This is a genomic window from Pseudomonas sp. WOUb67 (assembly GCF_050058005.1).
In the GTDB taxonomy this organism is placed as follows: Bacteria; Pseudomonadota; Gammaproteobacteria; order Pseudomonadales; family Pseudomonadaceae; genus Aquipseudomonas; species Aquipseudomonas putida_R.
The window spans coordinates 5,205,415-5,224,833 of record NZ_CP170112.1 but is presented as its reverse complement, the minus strand read 5'-3'; the positions used below and the strand labels follow the sequence as shown (position 1 = coordinate 5,224,833).

8 protein-coding genes are annotated in these 19,419 nt (G+C 63.5%); 7 read left to right on the top strand and 1 reads right to left on the bottom strand.

Annotated features, from left to right (window positions below; translation table 11 throughout):
* Positions 1-23: 23 nt before the first annotated feature.
* The 7 genes from ABOC32_RS23140 (at position 24) to ABOC32_RS23110 (ending at position 14,690) form a co-directional block, all read left to right on the top strand.
* Complete coding sequence (locus tag ABOC32_RS23140; RefSeq protein ID WP_426809018.1) at positions 24-4,484, top strand: NEL-type E3 ubiquitin ligase domain-containing protein; 4,461 nt, start codon at positions 24-26, stop codon at positions 4,482-4,484.
* 83 nt (positions 4,485-4,567) lie between these two features.
* Positions 4,568-9,019: an NEL-type E3 ubiquitin ligase domain-containing protein gene (locus ABOC32_RS23135; protein WP_426809017.1), complete on the top strand. Its 4,452-nt coding sequence runs from the start codon at positions 4,568-4,570 to the stop codon at positions 9,017-9,019.
* Between the two features lie 115 nt (positions 9,020-9,134).
* On the top strand, positions 9,135-10,781 hold the full coding sequence (locus ABOC32_RS23130; protein WP_426809016.1) for an acyl-CoA synthetase: 1,647 nt from the start codon (positions 9,135-9,137) through the stop codon (positions 10,779-10,781).
* Between the two features lie 13 nt (positions 10,782-10,794).
* Positions 10,795-11,562: an SDR family NAD(P)-dependent oxidoreductase gene (locus ABOC32_RS23125; RefSeq protein ID WP_426809015.1), complete on the top strand. Its 768-nt coding sequence runs from the start codon at positions 10,795-10,797 to the stop codon at positions 11,560-11,562.
* Positions 11,563-11,573: 11 nt separating this feature from the next.
* Positions 11,574-12,767: an acetyl-CoA C-acyltransferase gene (locus ABOC32_RS23120; RefSeq protein WP_426809014.1), complete on the top strand. Its 1,194-nt coding sequence runs from the start codon at positions 11,574-11,576 to the stop codon at positions 12,765-12,767.
* Between the two features lie 8 nt (positions 12,768-12,775).
* Positions 12,776-13,903, top strand: a complete 1,128-nt coding sequence (locus ABOC32_RS23115; protein WP_426809013.1) for an acyl-CoA dehydrogenase — start codon at positions 12,776-12,778, stop codon at positions 13,901-13,903.
* Between the two features lie 13 nt (positions 13,904-13,916).
* Positions 13,917-14,690, top strand: a complete 774-nt coding sequence (locus ABOC32_RS23110) for an enoyl-CoA hydratase (RefSeq protein ID WP_043198529.1) — start codon at positions 13,917-13,919, stop codon at positions 14,688-14,690.
* Between the two features lie 90 nt (positions 14,691-14,780).
* Here ABOC32_RS23110 and ABOC32_RS23105 read toward each other — a convergent pair whose 3' ends face one another.
* Positions 14,781-19,307, bottom strand: a complete 4,527-nt coding sequence (locus tag ABOC32_RS23105) for a hypothetical protein (protein WP_426809012.1) — start codon at positions 19,305-19,307, stop codon at positions 14,781-14,783.
* Positions 19,308-19,419: the final 112 nt, after the last annotated feature.

Here is a 19,419-nt window from a genome sequence, read left to right as displayed (position 1 = left end):
TGAGCTGACTGGAGCCTGGCCCCATGCCCCGACCGAACCCACCCGAGCGCAGTAACGCAATAACCGACGAATTCATTGGCCATATTCTGCCCACCTGGTTGCGTCAGGCATCGCCTGCCCAGATTCGCACCCTGCGTAGCCTGTTCAAGGCTCACGCCGCAAGCCAGGATCGGGTGCGCAATGCCATGCGGGAGCTGGTACCGCTGCAGCGCTTTGCCCGGCAGGAGCTTGCCACCCTGCTCGCCGGGCGCCTGCCCCACGGAACAGACCCTGAGCCGTTGCAATGGCTGGAGGTCACGCCGAGCTTCGAGCGCGTTCCCGGCGCACTGTGGCCGCTCTATCAACCTGCATACAAGCGCCAGCATGGCACCTTGCGCCTGATGCAGAACTTTGCCGAAGGCGTGTCGTTCTACGAAGGAACCGGGCTTGTGCAACCCGGTGATTACCGTGTGTTGTCGGGCGATGCCGCTACGCTGGTGGCCGATTGCCGAGCGCTCGACCTGGGGGCGCGCTACCAGGCTTTGCTAGGTCGGGTGTTCAACCCGACAACCTGTGCATGGCTGGCCGAAGACAAGCGTGCAGGCCTGAAGCTGGCGATCGAGATCGCCAACCTGCAAGGGCACTTGCAGGCATTCGAACAGATTGCCCTGCGCGAAATTGCGGACGGTAATCCTGTGTTGCAGGAAGCGGGATTGCGCAGTACCGCGAGGACGCTGAAGGTACTGGGCTGCGTCGTTGCCGACGCCATGGTCGTGCAGTTGCGTGACAACAGCGGTGCCGACCGTGGTGCGGTGCTGTATCTGCCGAGCGCGCCGTCCATGGCCTTGCGCTGCTATCCCACATGGGGCGCCTTGGGCGATCAGCTTGTCCATGCGCTCAGGGGCGATGATTATCGGGAGTATTTCAGCCAGCTGATCGCTATCGGCGAACGTAGCACCTTCCTCGACACCTTGGGCCAACGGCTCAAAGATGATCAGCCTGACCTGGGCCTTGAACAGGTCGAGGCAGAGGGTGATATTTTCGCTGCGCTGGTGGGCCAGCAGGTGCAGCGGGCCAAGGATGATGCGCGCTTGCTGCTGGTGTGTACGGCCGACGCAGACGAACATGCCGCCGGGCAACGTTTGCAGCAATGGCGTTCTGCCGGGATGACCCTGGCCAGCCTGGCAGGGCTGTTCATACCGGTGGTCGGTGAACTGTTGCTCGGGCAGTTTGTGGTCCAGGTCACCCGGGAGGTCTACGAGGGCTTGTCCGACTGGCACCAGGGGCATCAGCACGAGGCACTGGAGCACATGCTGGGGGTTGCCGAGGTACTGGCGGTGAACGCAGCGGTGGCTGGCGGCGCCAGTGTGATGGCCTCGGCATTCACCCGCAGCCGCTTCGTCGAAGGGCTGGACCCGGTTGATGTGGAAGGCCGAAAGCGGTTGTGGTCCAACGACCTTGGCCCTTACACCGGCCTTCCGGACGCCGATGGCTCCATGTTCACCGGTGCCAGTGCCCAGCCTCGGCCCTGGTTGCGGCTGCACGGCCATTACTATCAGGTACATCGCCCTGTGGTGAACGGGCCCTGGCGCCTGCTGCACCGGCAGCGGGCGCGGGCTTATGGGCCTGCCGTCGACCGCATCGGTGAGCACGGTTGGCGCCTTCGCCAGGCGCGTCCGCTGGAGTGGCAGGACGAGGCGAGGATGCTTGACAGCCTGTGGCCACAGCAGGCTGGGTTCGATGTGCGTCAGGCACGCCAGGTATTGAACGCGGCAGGCATGGACCAGGATGAACTGCGTGGCCTGCTGGTGGAGAACCGCGAGTTGCCGGTGAACCTGCGCGACACGCTGCAGCGGCTGGGCGCGGATGCACGCATCGAGCGCTTCTTTCGCGCTATCCAGTATGACGCGGCTACCGCACATGACACGGAAATCCAGGAATGGTGCATGCAGCAGGTCGGCATCAGGGGCGTGGAGGAAAACCATGTCGCGTCGGCCCTTCTTGCGGCCGAGCCGGGGTTGCGTGAACCCTTGCTCGAGCACCTTACGCGTGCGGCAGCCAACAATGACCCACTGCTGACACTGTTGCGCCGTGATTTTCCTGGTTTGCCGCAAGCGTATGCCGAGTCGCTGCTGACGCAAGTGACGGGGCTGCAGCGTACGCTGGCGCTTGCCGAAGCCAAATTGCCCTTGAGTGTCGCGGGCAAGGCTCGCTCATTGTCGCAATCGGCCAGGTTGAACCGCAGCGTTGAAGGGCTCTATTCGGCCAGCAGCTGTGGCGATGACAGCGCTGCATTGGTACTTGCCTTGCTTGGGCAGTTGCCGAACTGGCCCAAGGGCGTCAACCTCGCTTTGCACGAAGGCTCACCATTCGGGCGCCGCCTGGCGCTGCTCGACACTCAGGGTGAAGCGGCAGCCACCACGGTGCTGGTCCGCCAACAGGGGCAATTCCGCGTGTATGACAGCCAGGGCCTGGCGCTTGGGCTTGAAGGCGAGGCGCCCACCGGACTGTTCGAGGTAATCACGGCATTGCTGTCGGCCGAGCAACGCAAAGCGCTTTCCCTGGGTGATGACCAGCCTGCTGCGCGGTTGCGCGAAATGCTGCACACCTTGTTGCCCGATACGACTGCGCAGCGAATACGCTTGCTGGGCTGGCGCGAGGAACCTGCCTGGTTCAACCCGGGCAGGCGCCTGCCGGATGGCCGGGTAGGCTACCCGCTCAGTGGGCGAGGGCAAGGTGTGCGTGATGCACGTCAGGTGCTGCGCGATCGGCTGCGGGCACTGTACCCTGGCCTGGCGGATGCGGAGCTTGACCAGGAACTCGAGCAGTTGCTGGCTGAAGCAGGCCCTGCCTACTCACGCCTGTTGGAGCGTGAGGACGATTACGATCAGCTTGAGCAGCACCTGAACCGGTGGGTGAGTGCCGACCTTCAGGAAAGCCGGCAGGCGGTACGCCAGCGGTTTTCCGAAACCGTGCAACGGGCCTGGCGCAGGCAGGGTGACCCCTCACGCAGTGGCCAGGGGCAGCGCCTCAGCGTGAACAACCTGTCGGTACGAACGCTGCCGCAATTGCCGGGGCAGGTGGCGTTCCCCCAGATCACCGAACTGGTCATCAACGACACGCCACTCAGTGTCGTACCGCCGGAGTTCCTGCAGGGTTTCCAGGCGCTGCGTGAACTGAACCTGGCCAACAACCAGTTGCTGCAGTTGCCTGCCGGCATCGGCTATCTGGTCGGCTTGCGCAGCCTCAGGCTGGGTTACAACCGCATTCGTATGGACAGCCGGGCTGTGGCAGCACTGGCCAGCCTGCCTGAGCTCAGCCACCTGGACCTGAGCCACAACCCGATAGGCGCACTGCAGATGCGCTTCAACCAGCTACCGCGCTTGTCTGAGCTGAACTTGCGTCACTGCGGCCTAGTAGCCTGGCCAAGCAACATCGAGCTGTGCGGCTTGCTGCAGCGGGCTGATCTGCGTGGGAACCAGCTGTCTGTCGTGCCGCCGGATATTCTGCAGATGCCTCATGCCTATCGCCGGGTATTTCTGGTAGACGGTAACCCTTTTCCGAGAATGGAAGTGATGCGCCTGTTCGCACTGGACCCGGTGCAGGAACATCTTCACCTGCCCGAGGCATTGCACGTGGTCGATGTGCAGCGCACGCGCAACTTGTGGGTTGCGGCTGACGCCAGCGACGTGGATGCGCAACGCTGGGACGCGTTGCAGTCGATGCCAGGCAGTGCAGGGTTTATACGTTTGCTGGGCCTGCTCGAACATACCAGTGATTTTACCGAGGCCCACGCTGTGCTGGCAGGGCGGGTCAGCGGGCTGCTCTCGGCGATCGAGAGGGATGCCGGGCTGCGCGAGGACGTGTTTGCCCTGGCCGACCAGCCGGTGGCCTGCGAGAACAGTGTCGCGGCCCGCTTCAGTGACCTGCAGGTCAGGCTTGCGACAGCGCAGGCCGACCAGCTTGAACCGGGAGCCATGCAGGGTACCGAACTGCTGGCGTTGGGGCGTGGGCTGTTTCGCTTGCAGCGCCTGGAACGGTTTGCCCTGAATGAAATCAGGGGGCGGGTAGAAGCGCGCGAGCGCGTGGACCGCGACGCTGTCACGCTGTTCTACCGGGTACAATTGCGCCAGCGCCTGAGCTTGCCAGGCCAGCCTGTTTCAATGTTGCACGGCACCGCCGCTGAAGTGAGCCCGGCACAGGTTGAGGCTGCGTTGGCAGCCGTGCGTGCTGCCGAGACGCCCCAAGCACTTGCGCACGATTTGAGCCAGCGCCGGTTCTGGCAGCGCTTTCTGCGCAACCGCCAGGGCGCTGCCTTTACCGCCATCGAGCAAACCTACACCCAGCGCCTCGGGCAACTGGAGGGGCAGGTGCCACCGTTGCCGGACGATGAACTGCGCAGGCAGCGAGGTGAGTTGGCCGGGCAGCAGGCAGCGGAACTGGAATTGCTGATGCACGAACTCACCCGGCAGTTTCTCTATGGGCTGGAGCGCGGTAGAAGCTGACCGGTCATCTGGCGAAATTCCCTGTGCCATGCCGGGCGCCCCTTGCCCACTGTAGGGGCTTCCCCGTCAGCACAGGTGCAATCATGCCGCAAGCCGTCACCACCACCCTCGACAACGCCACGGACCGGTTCGTGGCGTCCCGTCTGCCTCAATGGCTCAAGCAGGCCTCGCAAGGCCAGATCAACACGCTGCGAGACTGCTATGCGGCGCACCGGGCCAGCCATGAAAAACTGCTCAGCGCCCTCGGTGTGTTGCCATCACCCCAAGCGTTCGCGCGCCAGGCGTTCACCGGCCTGCTGAGTGCAGAGGCTGCCAACATTGGCCTTGAGCAGCTTGAATGGCTGGAAGTTCGCCGCCGCTTTGCGGTACAGCCTGGTATCGGACTGCCTGAGGATGAAATCAGCCATGTGCGCAGCCCGGCGTTACTCAGGTTGATGCAGAACTTCCCTGCGGGAGACCCCTTTTATGACGGCAGTGGGCTGGTGCCCAAGGGTGAGGGCACGTTACTGACGGCAGATGTGAATGCGTTCAGCAGACGCTGTCGGGAGCTGGATGCGGGGGGACAGTACCAGACCTTGCTGGGCAAGACGGTAACCGAGGGTGTTCGCGCTGCACTGAGCGATCACAAGCGCACAGGTTTCGACCTTGCCTTGGAACTGGCGGCGCTAAAGGGTGAGATTCCCGATGGTGTACTGGGTGCGGTACGTGCGGTGTTCGGCAAGGACGCTGCGTTGCAACCGGCCAGTGCCTATGTCGGCACGCTCAGCGTGCTGGGGCACGATGCACTGGACGGATTGTTGATCCAGTTGCGTCACACCGAAGGCGAGGATGCTGGCATGGTGTTGTACTTGCCTGCTGCGTTCAAGCATCCATTGCGTCATTTCACCGACCGGCCCAGTCTCAACGAGCACTTGGCCAGCGACCTCAAGACCCCTGCGGTGCACCGCAGAATCGGGGAACTGGTGCAGTTGAGCGACCGTACAGCGTTCCTGAACAAGCTGGACAAGCGCCTGAGTGACAGTGAACCCGACCTTGAACTGGAAGGCCGGACGGTGATCGGCAGTGCATTCATGGCGCTGGCCGAGGCCCATGTACAACGCCTGCGTGCGGATGCAGGCATGCTGCTGGTGCCCACCGTTGAAGCCGACAAGACCGAGGCCAAAGCGCGGCTTGCCCGCTGGGAGAGTATCGGCATGAATGCCCTGGGTATCGCTGGCCTGTTCGTGCCGGGGCTGGGCGAACTGCTACTGGCGCAGTTGGCAGTGCACGTCTGCGAGCAGGCGTACGACGGCATCGCCGACTGGGCGCAGGGGCACCAGCATGAGGCTGTCGAGCATCTGCTAGGCGTTGCCGAAATCGTCGCTGTTACTGCCACGACCGCAGCCGGGGCAGGGTTGATAGCGCGGGGTTTTTCACGCAGCGCCTTCGTCGATGAACTGGAGCCGGTGAGCGTTGAAGGAGATCAGCGCTTGTGGGCCCATGACTTGAGCCGTTACGAGGTTGACCCGGGTCAGGCGTCGATGCAGGACAATGGCCTGTACGGCGAGGGTACACGGCGCTTCCTGCGCATCGAGTCGCGCTACTATGAAGTGCACCGGCCGGAGCAACATGGGCCATGGCTACTGCGCCATCCACTGCGTAGCAATGGCTTCGAGCCGGAGCTGGTCAGCAATGGCGAGCGCTGCTGGCGCCTTCGCCTGGAGCGCCCGCTGGAGTGGGATGACAGCACACTGATGCTCGACCGGCTGTGGCCAAGCCATCCGCCCTTGCAGGCACCGCAGGTCGAACAGATGCTTCGGGTGGCGGGTGTCGACCAGGACGAACTGCGCGGGCTGTTGGTGGAAAGTCGACCATTGCCGGTCAATCTGCGCGATACCCTCCGCCGTTTTGAAGCCGACGCACGGCTCACCCTCATGTTCGAGCGTTTGCAGCAGTCGCCAACGGCAACGGTGGAAGACGACGTGCTTGAGTGGTGCAAGCAGCAGCCGCAGTTGCAGGGGTTGAGCGCTGCGCAGGTTGCCGACGCATTGCGCGAAGACCCGCGCACGTGGCGGGGGCCATTGCTTGAGCACCTGGCATCACCTGTGCTGTCGGATGATGAACTGGTAACGCTGCTCAAGCGTGATTTCCCTGGCCTGCCTGATGCCTATGCCGAGGAAGCCTTGCTTGAGCTGAACCCTGTAGCACGTACTGTCGCCTTGCAGGAACAGCGCGTTCCGCTGGCCCTGGCCTCCCGGGCGCGCTCGCTGTTGCGGCTGGCCCGGGTCAATCGTGCGCTCGAGGGTTTATACCTGCCGGGCGCATACACCGACGAAACCGGCGAGCTGGTATTCGCTTTGCTGAGAAGGCTGCCCAGGTGGCCCCGCAGGCTCAAACTCGAGCTACGCAAAGGCACCGAAAGCGGCCGCTTGCTGGCGCAACTGGATCCGCAGGGCGCCGCTGCTTCACGCACCGTGCTGGTCTATCGGGACGGTGGTTTCAGCCTGTATGACTTGCACGGGCTGGAACTTGACGTGGAGGTCGCAGAACCGGCCAGCCTCTTCGATGCCCTGCTGGCGTTGCTCAGCCCCACCGAACGCACGGCGCTGGGGCTGACACAGGAGCGGGCGGCAGAGCAGTTGCGCGAGCGACTGGCGGAGGGTTTGCCTGGGGCGCGCAGGGAGCTACTGAGCCTGGCGGGTTGGCGTGATGAAGCGCCGTGGTTCAACCCCGGCTCACGCCTGCCAGATGGCCGTGTGGGCTACGAACTGGGGGGGCGTGTACCCAGCAGAGAGACGTCGGCCACAACGCTACGTGACCGTATCCGCGTGTTGTACCCAGGGTTCAGCGAGGCGCAGGTCGAAAGCCTTTTCCAAGGCCTTTTGCAAGAACCGGGATCGCCGTTCGATCTGCTGCTCGAGCACGAGCGCAATTACTCACAACTGGATCGTGCGCTCAATCATTGGGCAGCAGGCGCCTCCGATGGCGCTTTGCGTAACCAACAGCAGCATTTTGCCCAGCAACTGCGGCGGGCATGGCGGCTGGACGGCGAGATAGAGTTCAGTTCTGCCAGCCGAGTCGGCACCATGCGCCTCAACCTCAGTGGCTGGCGCATCAGTCACTTGCCCTCGTTGCCCGCTGAAGTTGACATGAGCCACGTTGGCGAATTGATGTTGGCCGGGATGGGGTTGCAGGAGGTGCCGGCTAATTTCTTGCGTTGTTTCGACCGTGTGCATACGTTGGTGCTTACCAATAATCGCCTGTCGGCCATTCCCTCGGGGCTCGCGCACCTTCGCCAACTGCGTTCGCTGCGGATGATGGCCAACAGTATTCGCATGAACTCGCACAGCCAGACCGTGCTGTCGTCGCTGTGGCACCTTGATACGCTGGACCTGAGCCATAATCCGTTGCGTTCGATCAGCCTGCGTTTCGAGGAGCCGTCGCAGTTGCAGACCCTGCGCCTGGGCCACTGTCAGTTGCGTGCGGTACCCGATGGGCTCGAACAATGCAGCATGCTGGCTTTCGCCGACCTCAGCAACAATCAGATCGAGGCCTTTCCGGATGCGTTGGTACGCATGCCCTGGAGTTTCCGCGCCAGGCTGAACCTGGCCCGCAACCGGATCAGCCCCGCCGAGCAGGAGCGCCTGTGGGGGATGGATCGTCATGGTGCGGCTGCGCGGCTACCCGCGGCAGGCGAAGACCTCATGGGCCGCTGGCTGGGCAACCAGCCCGAGGCAGAGCGTCAGGCGCGCGTTGCGCTTTGGCAGCGGGTGCATCGCGAGCAAGGCAGTAACGGGCTGTTCGAACTGTTGCAAGCATTGACCGATGGCAGCGATTACCGCAAAGCCAGGGATTATGTGAGTGGTCAGGTCTGGGGTTTGCTCGATGCAATCAGCCAGGATGCCGTGCTGCGGGAGCGGATCTTTGAAACGGCGGGTGAGCCTTTGGGCTGTGTCGACAGCTCGGCAGAGCGGTTCAGCCGCTTGCAGATCCAGGTGCTGGCGCACCAGGCCGGCCAGGGCAGTGCCATGGCCGAGTCTGGCGCGCAGTTGCTGGAGCTGGGGCGGCGCCTGTTCCGCCTGGAGGCGCTGGACCGCTTTGCCTTCCGCGCCGTTGACCGGCGGCGCCTGGCCGAGGGCGAAGTGGACGACCTTGAGATCGTGCTTGGCTACCGTATCCAGCTTGCCCAGGCCCTCGACCTGCCTTGCCAGCCACGGACGATGACATTCAACTCGCTGGCTGATATCACGCTGCAACGCGAGCAGGAGGCCTTGCAAGCGGTGCTCGCTGCGCAAACCCCCGAGGCATTGGCGCAGAGCCTGGCGCGTCAGGGATTCTGGACCGGCTACCTGCGCAAGCGACACCCGAAGCCGTTCGCGGCTATCAGTAGCGACTTCGATGGCCGCGGCGAAGCCCTTGAAGCGCAAGCCGAAACGCTGACCACCGAGGTGTATGTCAACCAATGGGATGCGCTCAAATCAGAACGGGAAGCTGCCGAGCATGAACTGTGCCTGCTGTTGACCCGTGATGCCCTGGGCGACGAGGGCACACACTAGCGGCCAAACCGCTCATCCAGATTGACAGCTTTGGCCATTGTCCGAGCGCTGCCTTGGCGTGACCATCATCAGACCTTTGGTGCGATTCCAACAATAAGAAACCAGGAGTCTGACGATGCGCGATTACGCCGAAGCCGTCCGTTCGTTTGCCCATGCCGATGCTGCCAGCACGGCGTTGAAGGGTAACCTGACGGCGCTCAATGCCTGTGTCGAATGTTGCGATCGCCATGCAGGCGGGGACAGGACGGCGCTGATCTGGGAGGATCGTGAGGGTAACGGCAAACGTTACAGCTTCGATCAGCTGCAAGGCATGGCGGCGCGCTTTGCCAATGTCTTGCGCGCGCAGGGCGTGGGCCCGGGGGACCGGGTTGCAGGCCTTTTGCCGCGCACACCGGAACTGCTGGTGACCATTCTTGCCACCTGGCGGCTGGGGGCGGTCTATCAGCCGCTGTTCACCGCTTTTGGCCCCAAGGCCATCGAGCATCGCCTGACCCAATCCCATGCCAAGGTGGTGGTCACCGACCGGGGCAATCGGGGCAAGCTCGATGAGGTAGACGACTGCCCCGCTTGCATCACCGTCGGCGCTTTAGCAGGAGAGCCGGACTTCGGGCAGTTGCTCGCTGCCGCCGAGCCTGAGTGCGACCCGGTCATGCGTAGCGGCAACGACCCGTTCCTGCTGATGTTCACTTCAGGCACCACCGGCCCAGCCAAGCCGCTGGAAGTGCCGTTGCGGGCGATTGTCGCGTTCCAGGGCTACATGCGCGATGCCATCGACCTGCGCCCTGAGGACAACTTCTGGAACCTGGCCGACCCGGGTTGGGCCTATGGGCTGTATTACGCGGTCACCGGCCCGTTGTCGCTGGGCCACGCTACCACCTTCTACGATGGCCCGTTCAGCGTTGAAAGCTGCGCCCGGGTAATCGACAAACTGGGCATCACCAACCTGGCCGGCTCGCCCACAGCGTACCGTTTGTTGATCGCTGCCGGCAGCGAATTCTCGTCACCCATCAAAGGGCGCCTGCGCGTGGTCAGCAGTGCCGGCGAGCCGCTGAACCCGGAAGTGATCCGCTGGTTCGCCGATGAACTGGGCGTGACCATCCACGACCACTACGGCCAGACCGAACTGGGCATGGTGCTGTGCAACCACCACGGCCTTGCACACCCCGTGCACCTGGGGTCGGCCGGCTTCGCCATCCCCGGCCATCGCATCGTCGTGCTGGACGAGCAGGGCAGGGAATTGCCGGCCGGCCAGCCGGGCATCCTTGCCGTCGACCGCGAGCAATCGCCGCTATGCTGGTTCGGTGGTTACCACGGCCTGCCGACCAAGGCGTTCGTTGGCAAGTACTACCTCAGCGGCGATACCGTGGAGCTGAACGCGGACGGCAGCATCAGTTTCGTCGGCCGCAGCGACGATGTGATCACCACCTCCGGGTACCGGGTAGGCCCATTCGACGTGGAAAGCGCCTTGATCGAGCACCCTGCGGTCGTAGAGGCAGCGGTGATCGGCAAACCGGACCCTGAACGCACCGAACTGATCAAGGCGTTCGTGGTGCTCTCCAGTGGCGTACAGGCCAGCATCGAGCTTGAGGATGCACTGCGTCAGCACGTGCGCCAGCGTTTGTATGCCCACGCCTACCCCCGCGAAATCGAATTCGTCAGCGAGCTGCCCAAGACCCCGAGCGGCAAGCTGCAACGCTTCATCCTGCGTAACCAGGAAGTCGCCAAACAAAACGCGCAACAGGCCACCCCTGCCAGCGCCTGAAAGGAAACCGATCATGCAGATAGCCAATAAACACTTCATCGTCAGCGGCGCCGCCTCCGGGCTGGGTGCTGCCACTGCGCAGATGCTGGTCGAGGCCGGCGCCAAGGTCATGCTGGTCGACCTCAATGCCCAGGCCGTCGAGGCCAAGGCCCGCGAGCTGGGCGACAACGCTCGCTTCGCGGTGGCCGACATCAGCGACGAGCAGGCCGCCCAGGCGGCAGTCGATGCGGCCGTCAGCGCCTTTGGGAGCCTGCACGGGCTGGTCAACTGCGCGGGTATCGTCGGTGCCGAAAAGGTGCTGGGCAAGCAGGGGCCGCACGGTCTGGCCAGCTTCGCCAAGGTCATCAATGTCAACCTGGTCGGCAGCTTCAACCTGCTGCGCCTGGCGGCGGCGGCCATGGCCGAAGGAGCAGCCGATGACGGGGGGGAGCGCGGTGTGATCATCAACACCGCCTCCATCGCCGCCTACGACGGCCAGATCGGCCAGGCTGCCTACGCTGCCTCCAAAGGCGCCATCGCCAGCCTGACCCTGCCTGTGGCCCGTGAACTGGCGCGCTTCGGCATCCGTGTGATGACCATCGCCCCGGGCATCTTCGAAACGCCGATGATGGCCGGCATGACGGAAGAAGTGCGTGCTTCGCTGGCTGCCGGGGTACCGTTCCCGCCGCGCCTGGGCCGCCCGCAGGAATACGCCGCGCTGGCCCGTCACATCATCGAGAACAGCATGCTCAACGGCGAGGTGATCCGCCTCGACGGTGCGCTGCGCATGGCTGCCAAGTAAGGAGAGCGAACATGACCCTCGCCAATGATCCGATCGTTATCGTCAGCGCCGTGCGCACGCCCATGGGCGGCCTGCAGGGCGACCTCAAGAGCCTGACTGCGCCGCAACTGGGCAGCGCGGCCATTCGTGGTGCCGTAGAGCGTGCCGGCATCGATGCCGCCAGTGTCGAGCAGGTGCTGTTCGGCTGTGTACTGCCGGCCGGGCTGGGCCAGGCGCCAGCACGCCAGGCGGCACTGGGTGCCGGGCTGGACGAGCACACCACCTGCACCACCCTGAACAAGATGTGCGGCTCGGGCATGCAGGCCGCAATCATGGCCCATGACCTGCTGCTGGCCGGCAGCGCAGAAGTGGTAGTGGCGGGTGGCATGGAAAGCATGACCAACGCCCCGTACCTGCTGGACAAAGCCCGTGGCGGTTACCGCATGGGCCACGGCAGGATCATCGACCACATGTTCATGGACGGCCTGGAAGACGCCTACGACAAAGGCCGGCTCATGGGTACCTTTGCCGAAGATTGCGCCCAGGCCAACGCCTTCAGCCGCGAAGCCCAGGACCAGTTCGCCATCGCTTCGCTCACCCGTGCCCAGGACGCGATCAAGAGCGGCCGCTTTGCCGCCGAGATCGTGCCGGTGGAAGTGACCGAGGGCAAGGAAAAGCGCGTGATCAAGGACGACGAGCAGCCGCCCAAGGCGCGCCTGGACAAGATCCCGCAGCTCAAGCCTGCCTTCCGTGAAGGCGGTACCGTGACTGCAGCCAACGCCAGCTCGATTTCCGACGGTGCTGCGGCGCTGGTGCTGATGCGCCGCTCCGAAGCCGACAAGCGCGGCCTCAAGCCACTTGCAGTCATCCATGGCCACGCGGCCTTCGCCGACACCCCGGCGTTGTTCCCGACCGCGCCGATAGGTGCCATCGACAAGCTGCTGAAACGCACCGGCTGGAACCTGGCCGAAGTCGACCTGTTCGAGATCAACGAGGCGTTCGCCGTGGTTACCCTGGCCGCCATGAAACATTTCGACCTGCCACACGAAAAGGTCAACATCCACGGCGGCGCCTGCGCCCTGGGGCACCCGATCGGCGCTTCTGGCGCACGCATCCTGGTGACCCTGCTGTCGGCCCTGCGCCAGAACAACCTGCGCCGCGGCGTGGCCGCCATCTGCATTGGCGGCGGCGAGGCCACGGCCATGGCCGTCGAATGCCTGTACTGAGGTGAACCATGCTGGTAACTGACGAGCAACAACAGATCGCCGATGCGGTACGCACCTTTGCCCAGGAACGCCTGAAACCCTTTGCCGAGCAGTGGGACAAAGAGCATCGTTTCCCCAAGGAGGCCATCGCGGAGATGGCCGAACTGGGCCTGTTCGGCATGCTGGTCCCGGAACAGTGGGGCGGCAGCGACACCGGTTACGTGGCCTATGCCATGGCCCTGGAAGAAATCGCCGCTGGTGATGGCGCCTGCTCGACGATCATGAGCGTGCACAACTCGGTAGGTTGTGTACCGATCCTGCGTTTTGGCAGCGAGCAGCAGAAGGCGCTGTTCCTCACCCCCCTGGCAACCGGCGCGATGCTGGGTGCCTTTGCCCTCACCGAACCGCAGGCGGGCTCCGATGCCAGCAGCCTGAAAACCCGTGCAAAGCTTGATGGCGACCACTACGTGCTCAATGGCAGCAAGCAGTTCATCACCTCCGGGCAGAACGCCGGCGTGGTGATCGTGTTTGCCGTGACTGACCCAGAGGCCGGCAAGCGCGGGATCAGCGCCTTCATCGTGCCCACGGATTCGCCGGGTTACCAGGTAGCGCGGGTCGAGGACAAGCTCGGCCAGCATGCTTCCGACACCTGCCAGATTGTTTTCGACAACGTGCGTGTGCCGGTGGCCAACCGCCTGGGCGCGGAAGGCGAGGGTTACAAGATTGCCCTGGCCAACCTTGAAGGCGGGCGCATCGGTATCGCTTCGCAGGCCGTGGGCATGGCCCGTGCGGCGTTCGAAGTGGCGCGTGACTATGCCAATGAGCGGCAAAGCTTTGGCAAGGCGCTGATCGAGCACCAGGCCGTGGCCTTCCGCCTGGCCGACATGGCGACGAAAATTGCCGTGGCCCGGCAGATGGTGCTGCACGCCGCCGCGCTGCGTGACGCCGGGCGCCCGGCGCTGGTGGAAGCGTCGATGGCCAAGCTGTTTGCCTCGGAAATGGCCGAAAAGGTCTGTTCGGATGCCTTGCAGACCCTGGGCGGTTATGGCTATCTGAGTGACTTCCCGCTGGAGCGGATCTACCGCGACGTTCGGGTTTGCCAGATCTACGAAGGCACCAGCGACATTCAGCGCATGGTCATTGCGCGCAATCTTTGAAGGAGCAGACTGCATGGCATTCGAAACCATCCTGTTGGACATCCACGGCAAGGTCGGCCTGATCACCCTCAACCGCCCACAGGCGTTGAACGCGCTGAACGCGCAGATCGTTGGCGAGATAAACCAGGCGCTGGACCAGCTAGAGCGCGACCCGAACATCGGCTGTGTGGTGCTCACGGGTTCGGCCAAGGCCTTTGCCGCGGGTGCCGACATCAAGGAGATGGCCGACCTGCAATACCCGCAGATCTACGTCGATGACTTGTTCAGCGATGCCGACCGCATTGCCAACCGGCGCAAGCCGATCATTGCTGCGGTATCCGGTTTCGCCCTGGGCGGCGGCTGTGAGCTGGCGATGATGTGCGACTTCATCCTGGCTGCCGATAACGCGAAGTTCGGCCAGCCGGAAATCAACCTTGGCGTGCTGCCGGGCATGGGCGGCACTCAGCGTCTGACCCGTGCAGTCGGTAAGGCCAAGGCCATGGAGCTGTGCCTGACCGGTCGCCTGATGGGGGCCGAGGAGGCTGAGCGTGCTGGCCTGGTGGCGCGCATCGTGCCGCAGGCGGAGCTGGTGGAAGAGGCGCTGAAAGTAGCGGCGACCATTGCCAGCAAGTCGATCCCGGTGAGCATGATGGTCAAGGAGAGCGTCAACCGGGCGTTCGAAGTTACCCTCAGCGAGGGTGTGCGCTTCGAGCGTCGGGTGTTCCACGCGGCGTTCTCCACTGAAGACCAGAAAGAAGGCATGGCTGCGTTCATCGCCAAGCGCGAGGCGCAGTTCAAGGACCGGTAAACCGTGGGGCGCCCTGACGCCCATCGCCGGCAAGCCGGCCCACAGAGAGGGTGCATTGGCTGTGGGGGCTGGCTTGCCTTCTACAAGGCTTCAGATGGCGAAAAAGTATTGCCGGGCTGCCGCCAGGTCGATCGGGCTGCGGTAGACCTCGACCTCGTGGCCGCTGGCGTCCTTGGCGAAGCGGCCCTGGTCATAGCGCTGGGCGGCCGTCTTCAAGTGGCCTGCGGTATAGGCAACCTGTTCCACATCCTTGTCGGCGTAGTGGAAGTGGGCATACCAGAGCTCGCTGCCGTCATGGCTGATGGCGAACTCTTCCAGGTAGTCGTCGCTACGCCCGGCCCTTCTGGCCAGGAGCCGACGCGGGCCTGTCGCGCGTATCTGCACCTGCTCACGGGCCAGCAGGAATTGCAGTTCGCTCATTCTCGGTTTCTGCAGCAACGCAACCCGGCCCCTTTGGTTGACGGCTTCCTCTGCCAGTGTCGCCGACAGGTCCTCGATGGCCTTGATGTTCAGGGCTGCGTCAGCGTCGGCGACGCGTTCATCCGTCTGGTTTTCACGTGTCAGGCTCAACTCGATGGCTGAACGATGGTCGTCCAGAATATTCCGGTGCTGGAGGAGAATGTCTTCGATGTCCACCGGCAGGTAGCTGTTGGCTTTACTGCCTTGCATCAGCTTGAGCATCTTGCGGGCACTGGCCAGTCGGCTTTCGCTTTGGCTGAGGAGCGTCTTCAGCTTGCCGGGCGAATGGCGGGTGGCTTTACGCGGCTGCGGGCCCAGCGCGATCCACTGCTGTTGCTCGCGCTTGTAGCTGCGGGTGACCGATCCCGTTTCGGCGCCCGGAATGTCCACGATGCTGGCATCATCCGCCCGCGGTTGACCCAGTAGCAGCCCATCATCGCGGGTTTCGATTAGACCGGGCAATTGCCTGCTCAATTGCGATACGGTGCTGCGTTGTGGCAGGTCAGGGTACTCAGCCAGTTCGCCTGCCAGCTCGGCAGCCATGGCTGAGAGGTCTGCTTGCAGTCGCTGAAGCGCAGGCGGTACTGCGGCCTCGTCGAACAGGCCTTGCAAGACGTGCAGGCGACCTTTTGCGGTGGTCAGGTGCTGCCTGATGTTGTCCAGCAACCGGTGTTTCAGTTCGTCGCTGGCTTGGGGGCGCTGGTTCAGTTGCAGCCGCTGACTGATGGCCAGTTCAATGCTTTCCCAGGTGCGGTCCAGCCAGAACGTGCCATTGTCCTCCATCTTTTCCAGACCGATGCGGTTGACACTGTTCTCGATCCGCATGAACCGCCAGTAGAACGGTGTGCTATTGCCGTTTCGCCTTTCGAGGGTGTCGAGCATGTCCACGGTTTTTGGCAGAGAAGGGCTGGCAAGCCTGGATAGCTCTTCCAGGCCTTGCCCGAAGGCCTCGGCATTCTTGAAAAGGTCGTCAATCAGAGCGGCGAGGCCGCCCAGGCGTCGGCCCAGAATCGCCTCGTCCTGAGGCACCGCTTGAGCCCCTTGTTCGGCCATGTCCAGCAAGTGCGCGCGCTCTGGTTTGTACAGTTGCATCAGCAAACCGCGAATTTTCAACAGGCAATCAAGCTGGTGATACAGCGTACCGGCTCGCTTGGCCTTGTAGTCGCTGATCGGCGTCTGGGCATTGAGCTCATGAAGGCGCTGGATGTGCTCGGCGACGAAGGCCTCGAAGACGTGTAGTTTTTCCAGGCAATTGCGGATGATGCGCGGCTCATCGGAGCGTTGCCCCAGCGCGTGTATTTTCCTGATTTCGGGCAACCGCTCGGTCACGCTTTTCGAGTCGGCGATGACCCGGTCACGCAGTGCTTCGGTGGCTTTCTTGCGCTCAGCCTGGAGCTTGGCTACCCGGCTGGAAAATGGCATGCCGCCTCGCAGGCGCAAGCTGAGGTCGAGCGTCCAGCGGCCCACTTCATCGCGCATGAGCCAGGGGCCTTCGTGGTTGCCGTCGGCCCCGCCGACGATTCGCGCCCGTTCAGAGTGCGGGTCGAGTTTCACCTTGAACACCTTGCCTTCGATCAGCCCCCAGAGTTGATCGGCATGCAGGTACAGGCCTTGCATCGGGCCGGTTGGCACTGGCGAGCCCAGGGCGTCGACCGGCACATGGGCCTGTAGTTCGGCGAGTGCCTGGGCTTGTGTCGTGTCGAGTTTCAGCGAGGGTTGCGCCCAGCTGAAGTCGAGCCGGGTTTCGGTCGGGCTGGTAATCACCACGGGGGCGGGCGTCGGCGTGCGGTGTGGGTAAGGGGGCAGGGCGGCGTCCAGAGGGTGTTGTTGCTCCATGCGCTTCATGGCGTGATTGAAGATCAGGAAGGCGACGTTGACCAGCAACTCGATCCAGTCCGCGCTGTGGTCAGCCGGTGGCTGATTCTCGCTGGCTTCCACCAGTCGGGCGAATGCGGTTTCCATCTGCACCAGCCAGGCGGCTTCGGCCACCGGGCCTTCGACGAAGGGCAGTACGCTGTTGAGCAGCAGCCAGCCCAGTTCCTGCCAGCGTTGCCAGCGGCTTGCATCACTGCTGGTCGAGTGCTCCCTGAAGTTGCTCAATGTCTCTTCGACACACGCCAGGTAAATGGCCCGGGCCACATCAGCTGTGGGCGTTTCGCGCGACAGGGTCACCGGTGCCGGCTTGCCCGGCGCGATCGCCCAGTCATCTTCCATTGGGTGGAACAGGTGGGGCTCGATGAAACCACCATGCTTGTAGATGCGCCGGTCTTCCTCAGGTAGCCGGTGGATGATGTCGTTCTGAAGATCGCCCTGCTCACTGAGCGCCACGAGAAGCGCAAGCCGGTCTTTGAACTCCAGGATCGGTTCACTGTGCAGCGGGCGGTACAGCAGGCAACTGGCGTGGGCCAAGCTATCGTTTTCGATCAGCCATGCGTTGCTCGGGTGATCGGGGCTGGCATCCATCGTGCGTAGCAGGCCTAACGGGCGCAGGACCCAATGGCTGTGTTCATCGGCCAGCGGGGCAAACAGGTTTTCGATGGCGATGATCGCCGACAGCGAGGGGTACCCGTGCCGGATATAGCTGGTCATGACCTGCGCCGGCAGTTGAGTGCTCAGTTGGTTGGCCAGCAGCCGTTGGCGGCGGCTGCATTCTTGCGGGTCGTCGAGCAGTATGGCTTTGAGCTTTTGCGGATAGTTTGCGCCGATATCGGCTTCGGTTATCAGGGCGCGCAACGCCGTTGTGTCAAACCAGTCCGGTACGGGTTGGCTATCGCTGGCCTGAAGTGTTACGCGTCCGGGTCTCAGCAGACCAAGATTGGTGATGGCCAACTGGGTCAGGCTGAACGTCACCGGTATCGTGCTGCCCCCACTGAACACTTGACCCGCTCCCGCCGGAATCGCCGTGGCCGTGGTCTGGAGGTTGATCACTTGCACGGTGGCAGGATCCAGGGTCGATTCGGGGTGGTCCCGACGGATCAGTTCGGCCAGGCGCTCACAGGCGAACGCCTGGGCGCTGGGCACATCGTCCAGCCAGGTCTTGCCGTCGGCTTGCGCGCTGCTGCGTGCGACATCGGCAAGCATCGAACTGTAGACGACCAGTGCCCTGGGGTTGCCTTCGCGCATCCAGGCGGGCAGCTGGTCGATCAGTTGTGAATGGCTGGCATCGTCCTCGCGGCTGCACAGGTGGGCCAGCGAGGTGAGGTGGTCCAAGGCATTGGCAAGGTGCTGGGCGCTGCCCTGTGCATGAAAGGCCGTGGCGGCAATCTCGATGCCTTCGAGTTGTTGTTGCAGCAGGTTTGCAGCCTGTCCCTGGAACAATTGCCGATCGGGTGTACCCAGTTTTACGGTCGGGGGCGACTTGGCGAGTATCGCAGGCCAATGCTCGCTGACGGCTTCCAGAAAGCGGCTGCGAGAAGTAAATGACAACAGACGGCCCTCTGGAGTAAACAGCGCGGTGAAGGGTGTACGGTCAGGTGTTTCGCCACCCTCGATCAGCAGGGCGCTGGCCAGGTTAGGGTCCAGTTGCCAGTCGGCGGAAAAGTTGGAGACTACCGTCTGCAAGGTGATGCCATGGTCAGAGCAGAGCTTGATCAGGTCGTCGTGCCCGGCGCAACCGTTGGCCAGCGCCTGGAGCGTGGGTTGTGCTGCGCTCAGCACATGATCCGGGGAGATCTGCGCTACCGCAGTGCGGAATTGCGATTGCAGATGGTTGGCCAGCCAGGACCAGGGTGTCTCACCACTGGCGTCGGCCGCGCACCAGAAGTCGACCAACGCCGCGCTCAGCTTGTCCAGTAGAAGTGGGCCACAGTCGTTGAGCAGGGCTTCCAGTTGCCGCAGATCGACTGGGACGACCTGTTCGGGTTCGTTATCAAGTTCGCGGCAGACGACGTCCTGCCCTGGGGTGAGGTTCAGCGTGGTGCGCAGGCAGAAACGCTCGACCAGCACCTGATACAGCGGGCGGAGATAGACGACACCTGGCACGGGGCCGAAACTGGCCAGTTGCAGCTCCACGGCATCGAGTGCTGTGTCGAGCCCATACGCAGGCCATTGTTCAAGCAGCAGGCTGGCGGCGGCCTCGAACAGGCGTGGGCGGTTGGCGAATGTGCGGGCAATATCGCAGGGCAGCGTGGTGCTGCGGGGGAGCCTTGTAGCAGGCATGGCGGTGGCCTCGGATAAAGGTGACGCCGCCATTGGGCCGTCAGGCCGAAGGCCCCGGGTGCTACAGATCTACTGCCTGGACGAGGGCAGGTATGGAGAAGTGCCAGGGTAA

Coding starts and splice junctions, on each gene's coding strand:
- ABOC32_RS23140 (WP_426809018.1), top strand. CDS start 24: ATGCCCCGACCGAACCCACCCGAGCGCAGTAACGCAATAACCGACGAA.
- ABOC32_RS23135 (WP_426809017.1), top strand. CDS start 4,568: ATGCCGCAAGCCGTCACCACCACCCTCGACAACGCCACGGACCGGTTC.
- ABOC32_RS23130 (WP_426809016.1), top strand. CDS start 9,135: ATGCGCGATTACGCCGAAGCCGTCCGTTCGTTTGCCCATGCCGATGCT.
- ABOC32_RS23125 (WP_426809015.1), top strand. CDS start 10,795: ATGCAGATAGCCAATAAACACTTCATCGTCAGCGGCGCCGCCTCCGGG.
- ABOC32_RS23120 (WP_426809014.1), top strand. CDS start 11,574: ATGACCCTCGCCAATGATCCGATCGTTATCGTCAGCGCCGTGCGCACG.
- ABOC32_RS23115 (WP_426809013.1), top strand. CDS start 12,776: ATGCTGGTAACTGACGAGCAACAACAGATCGCCGATGCGGTACGCACC.
- ABOC32_RS23110 (WP_043198529.1), top strand. CDS start 13,917: ATGGCATTCGAAACCATCCTGTTGGACATCCACGGCAAGGTCGGCCTG.
- ABOC32_RS23105 (WP_426809012.1), bottom strand. CDS start 19,307: ATGCCTGCTACAAGGCTCCCCCGCAGCACCACGCTGCCCTGCGATATT.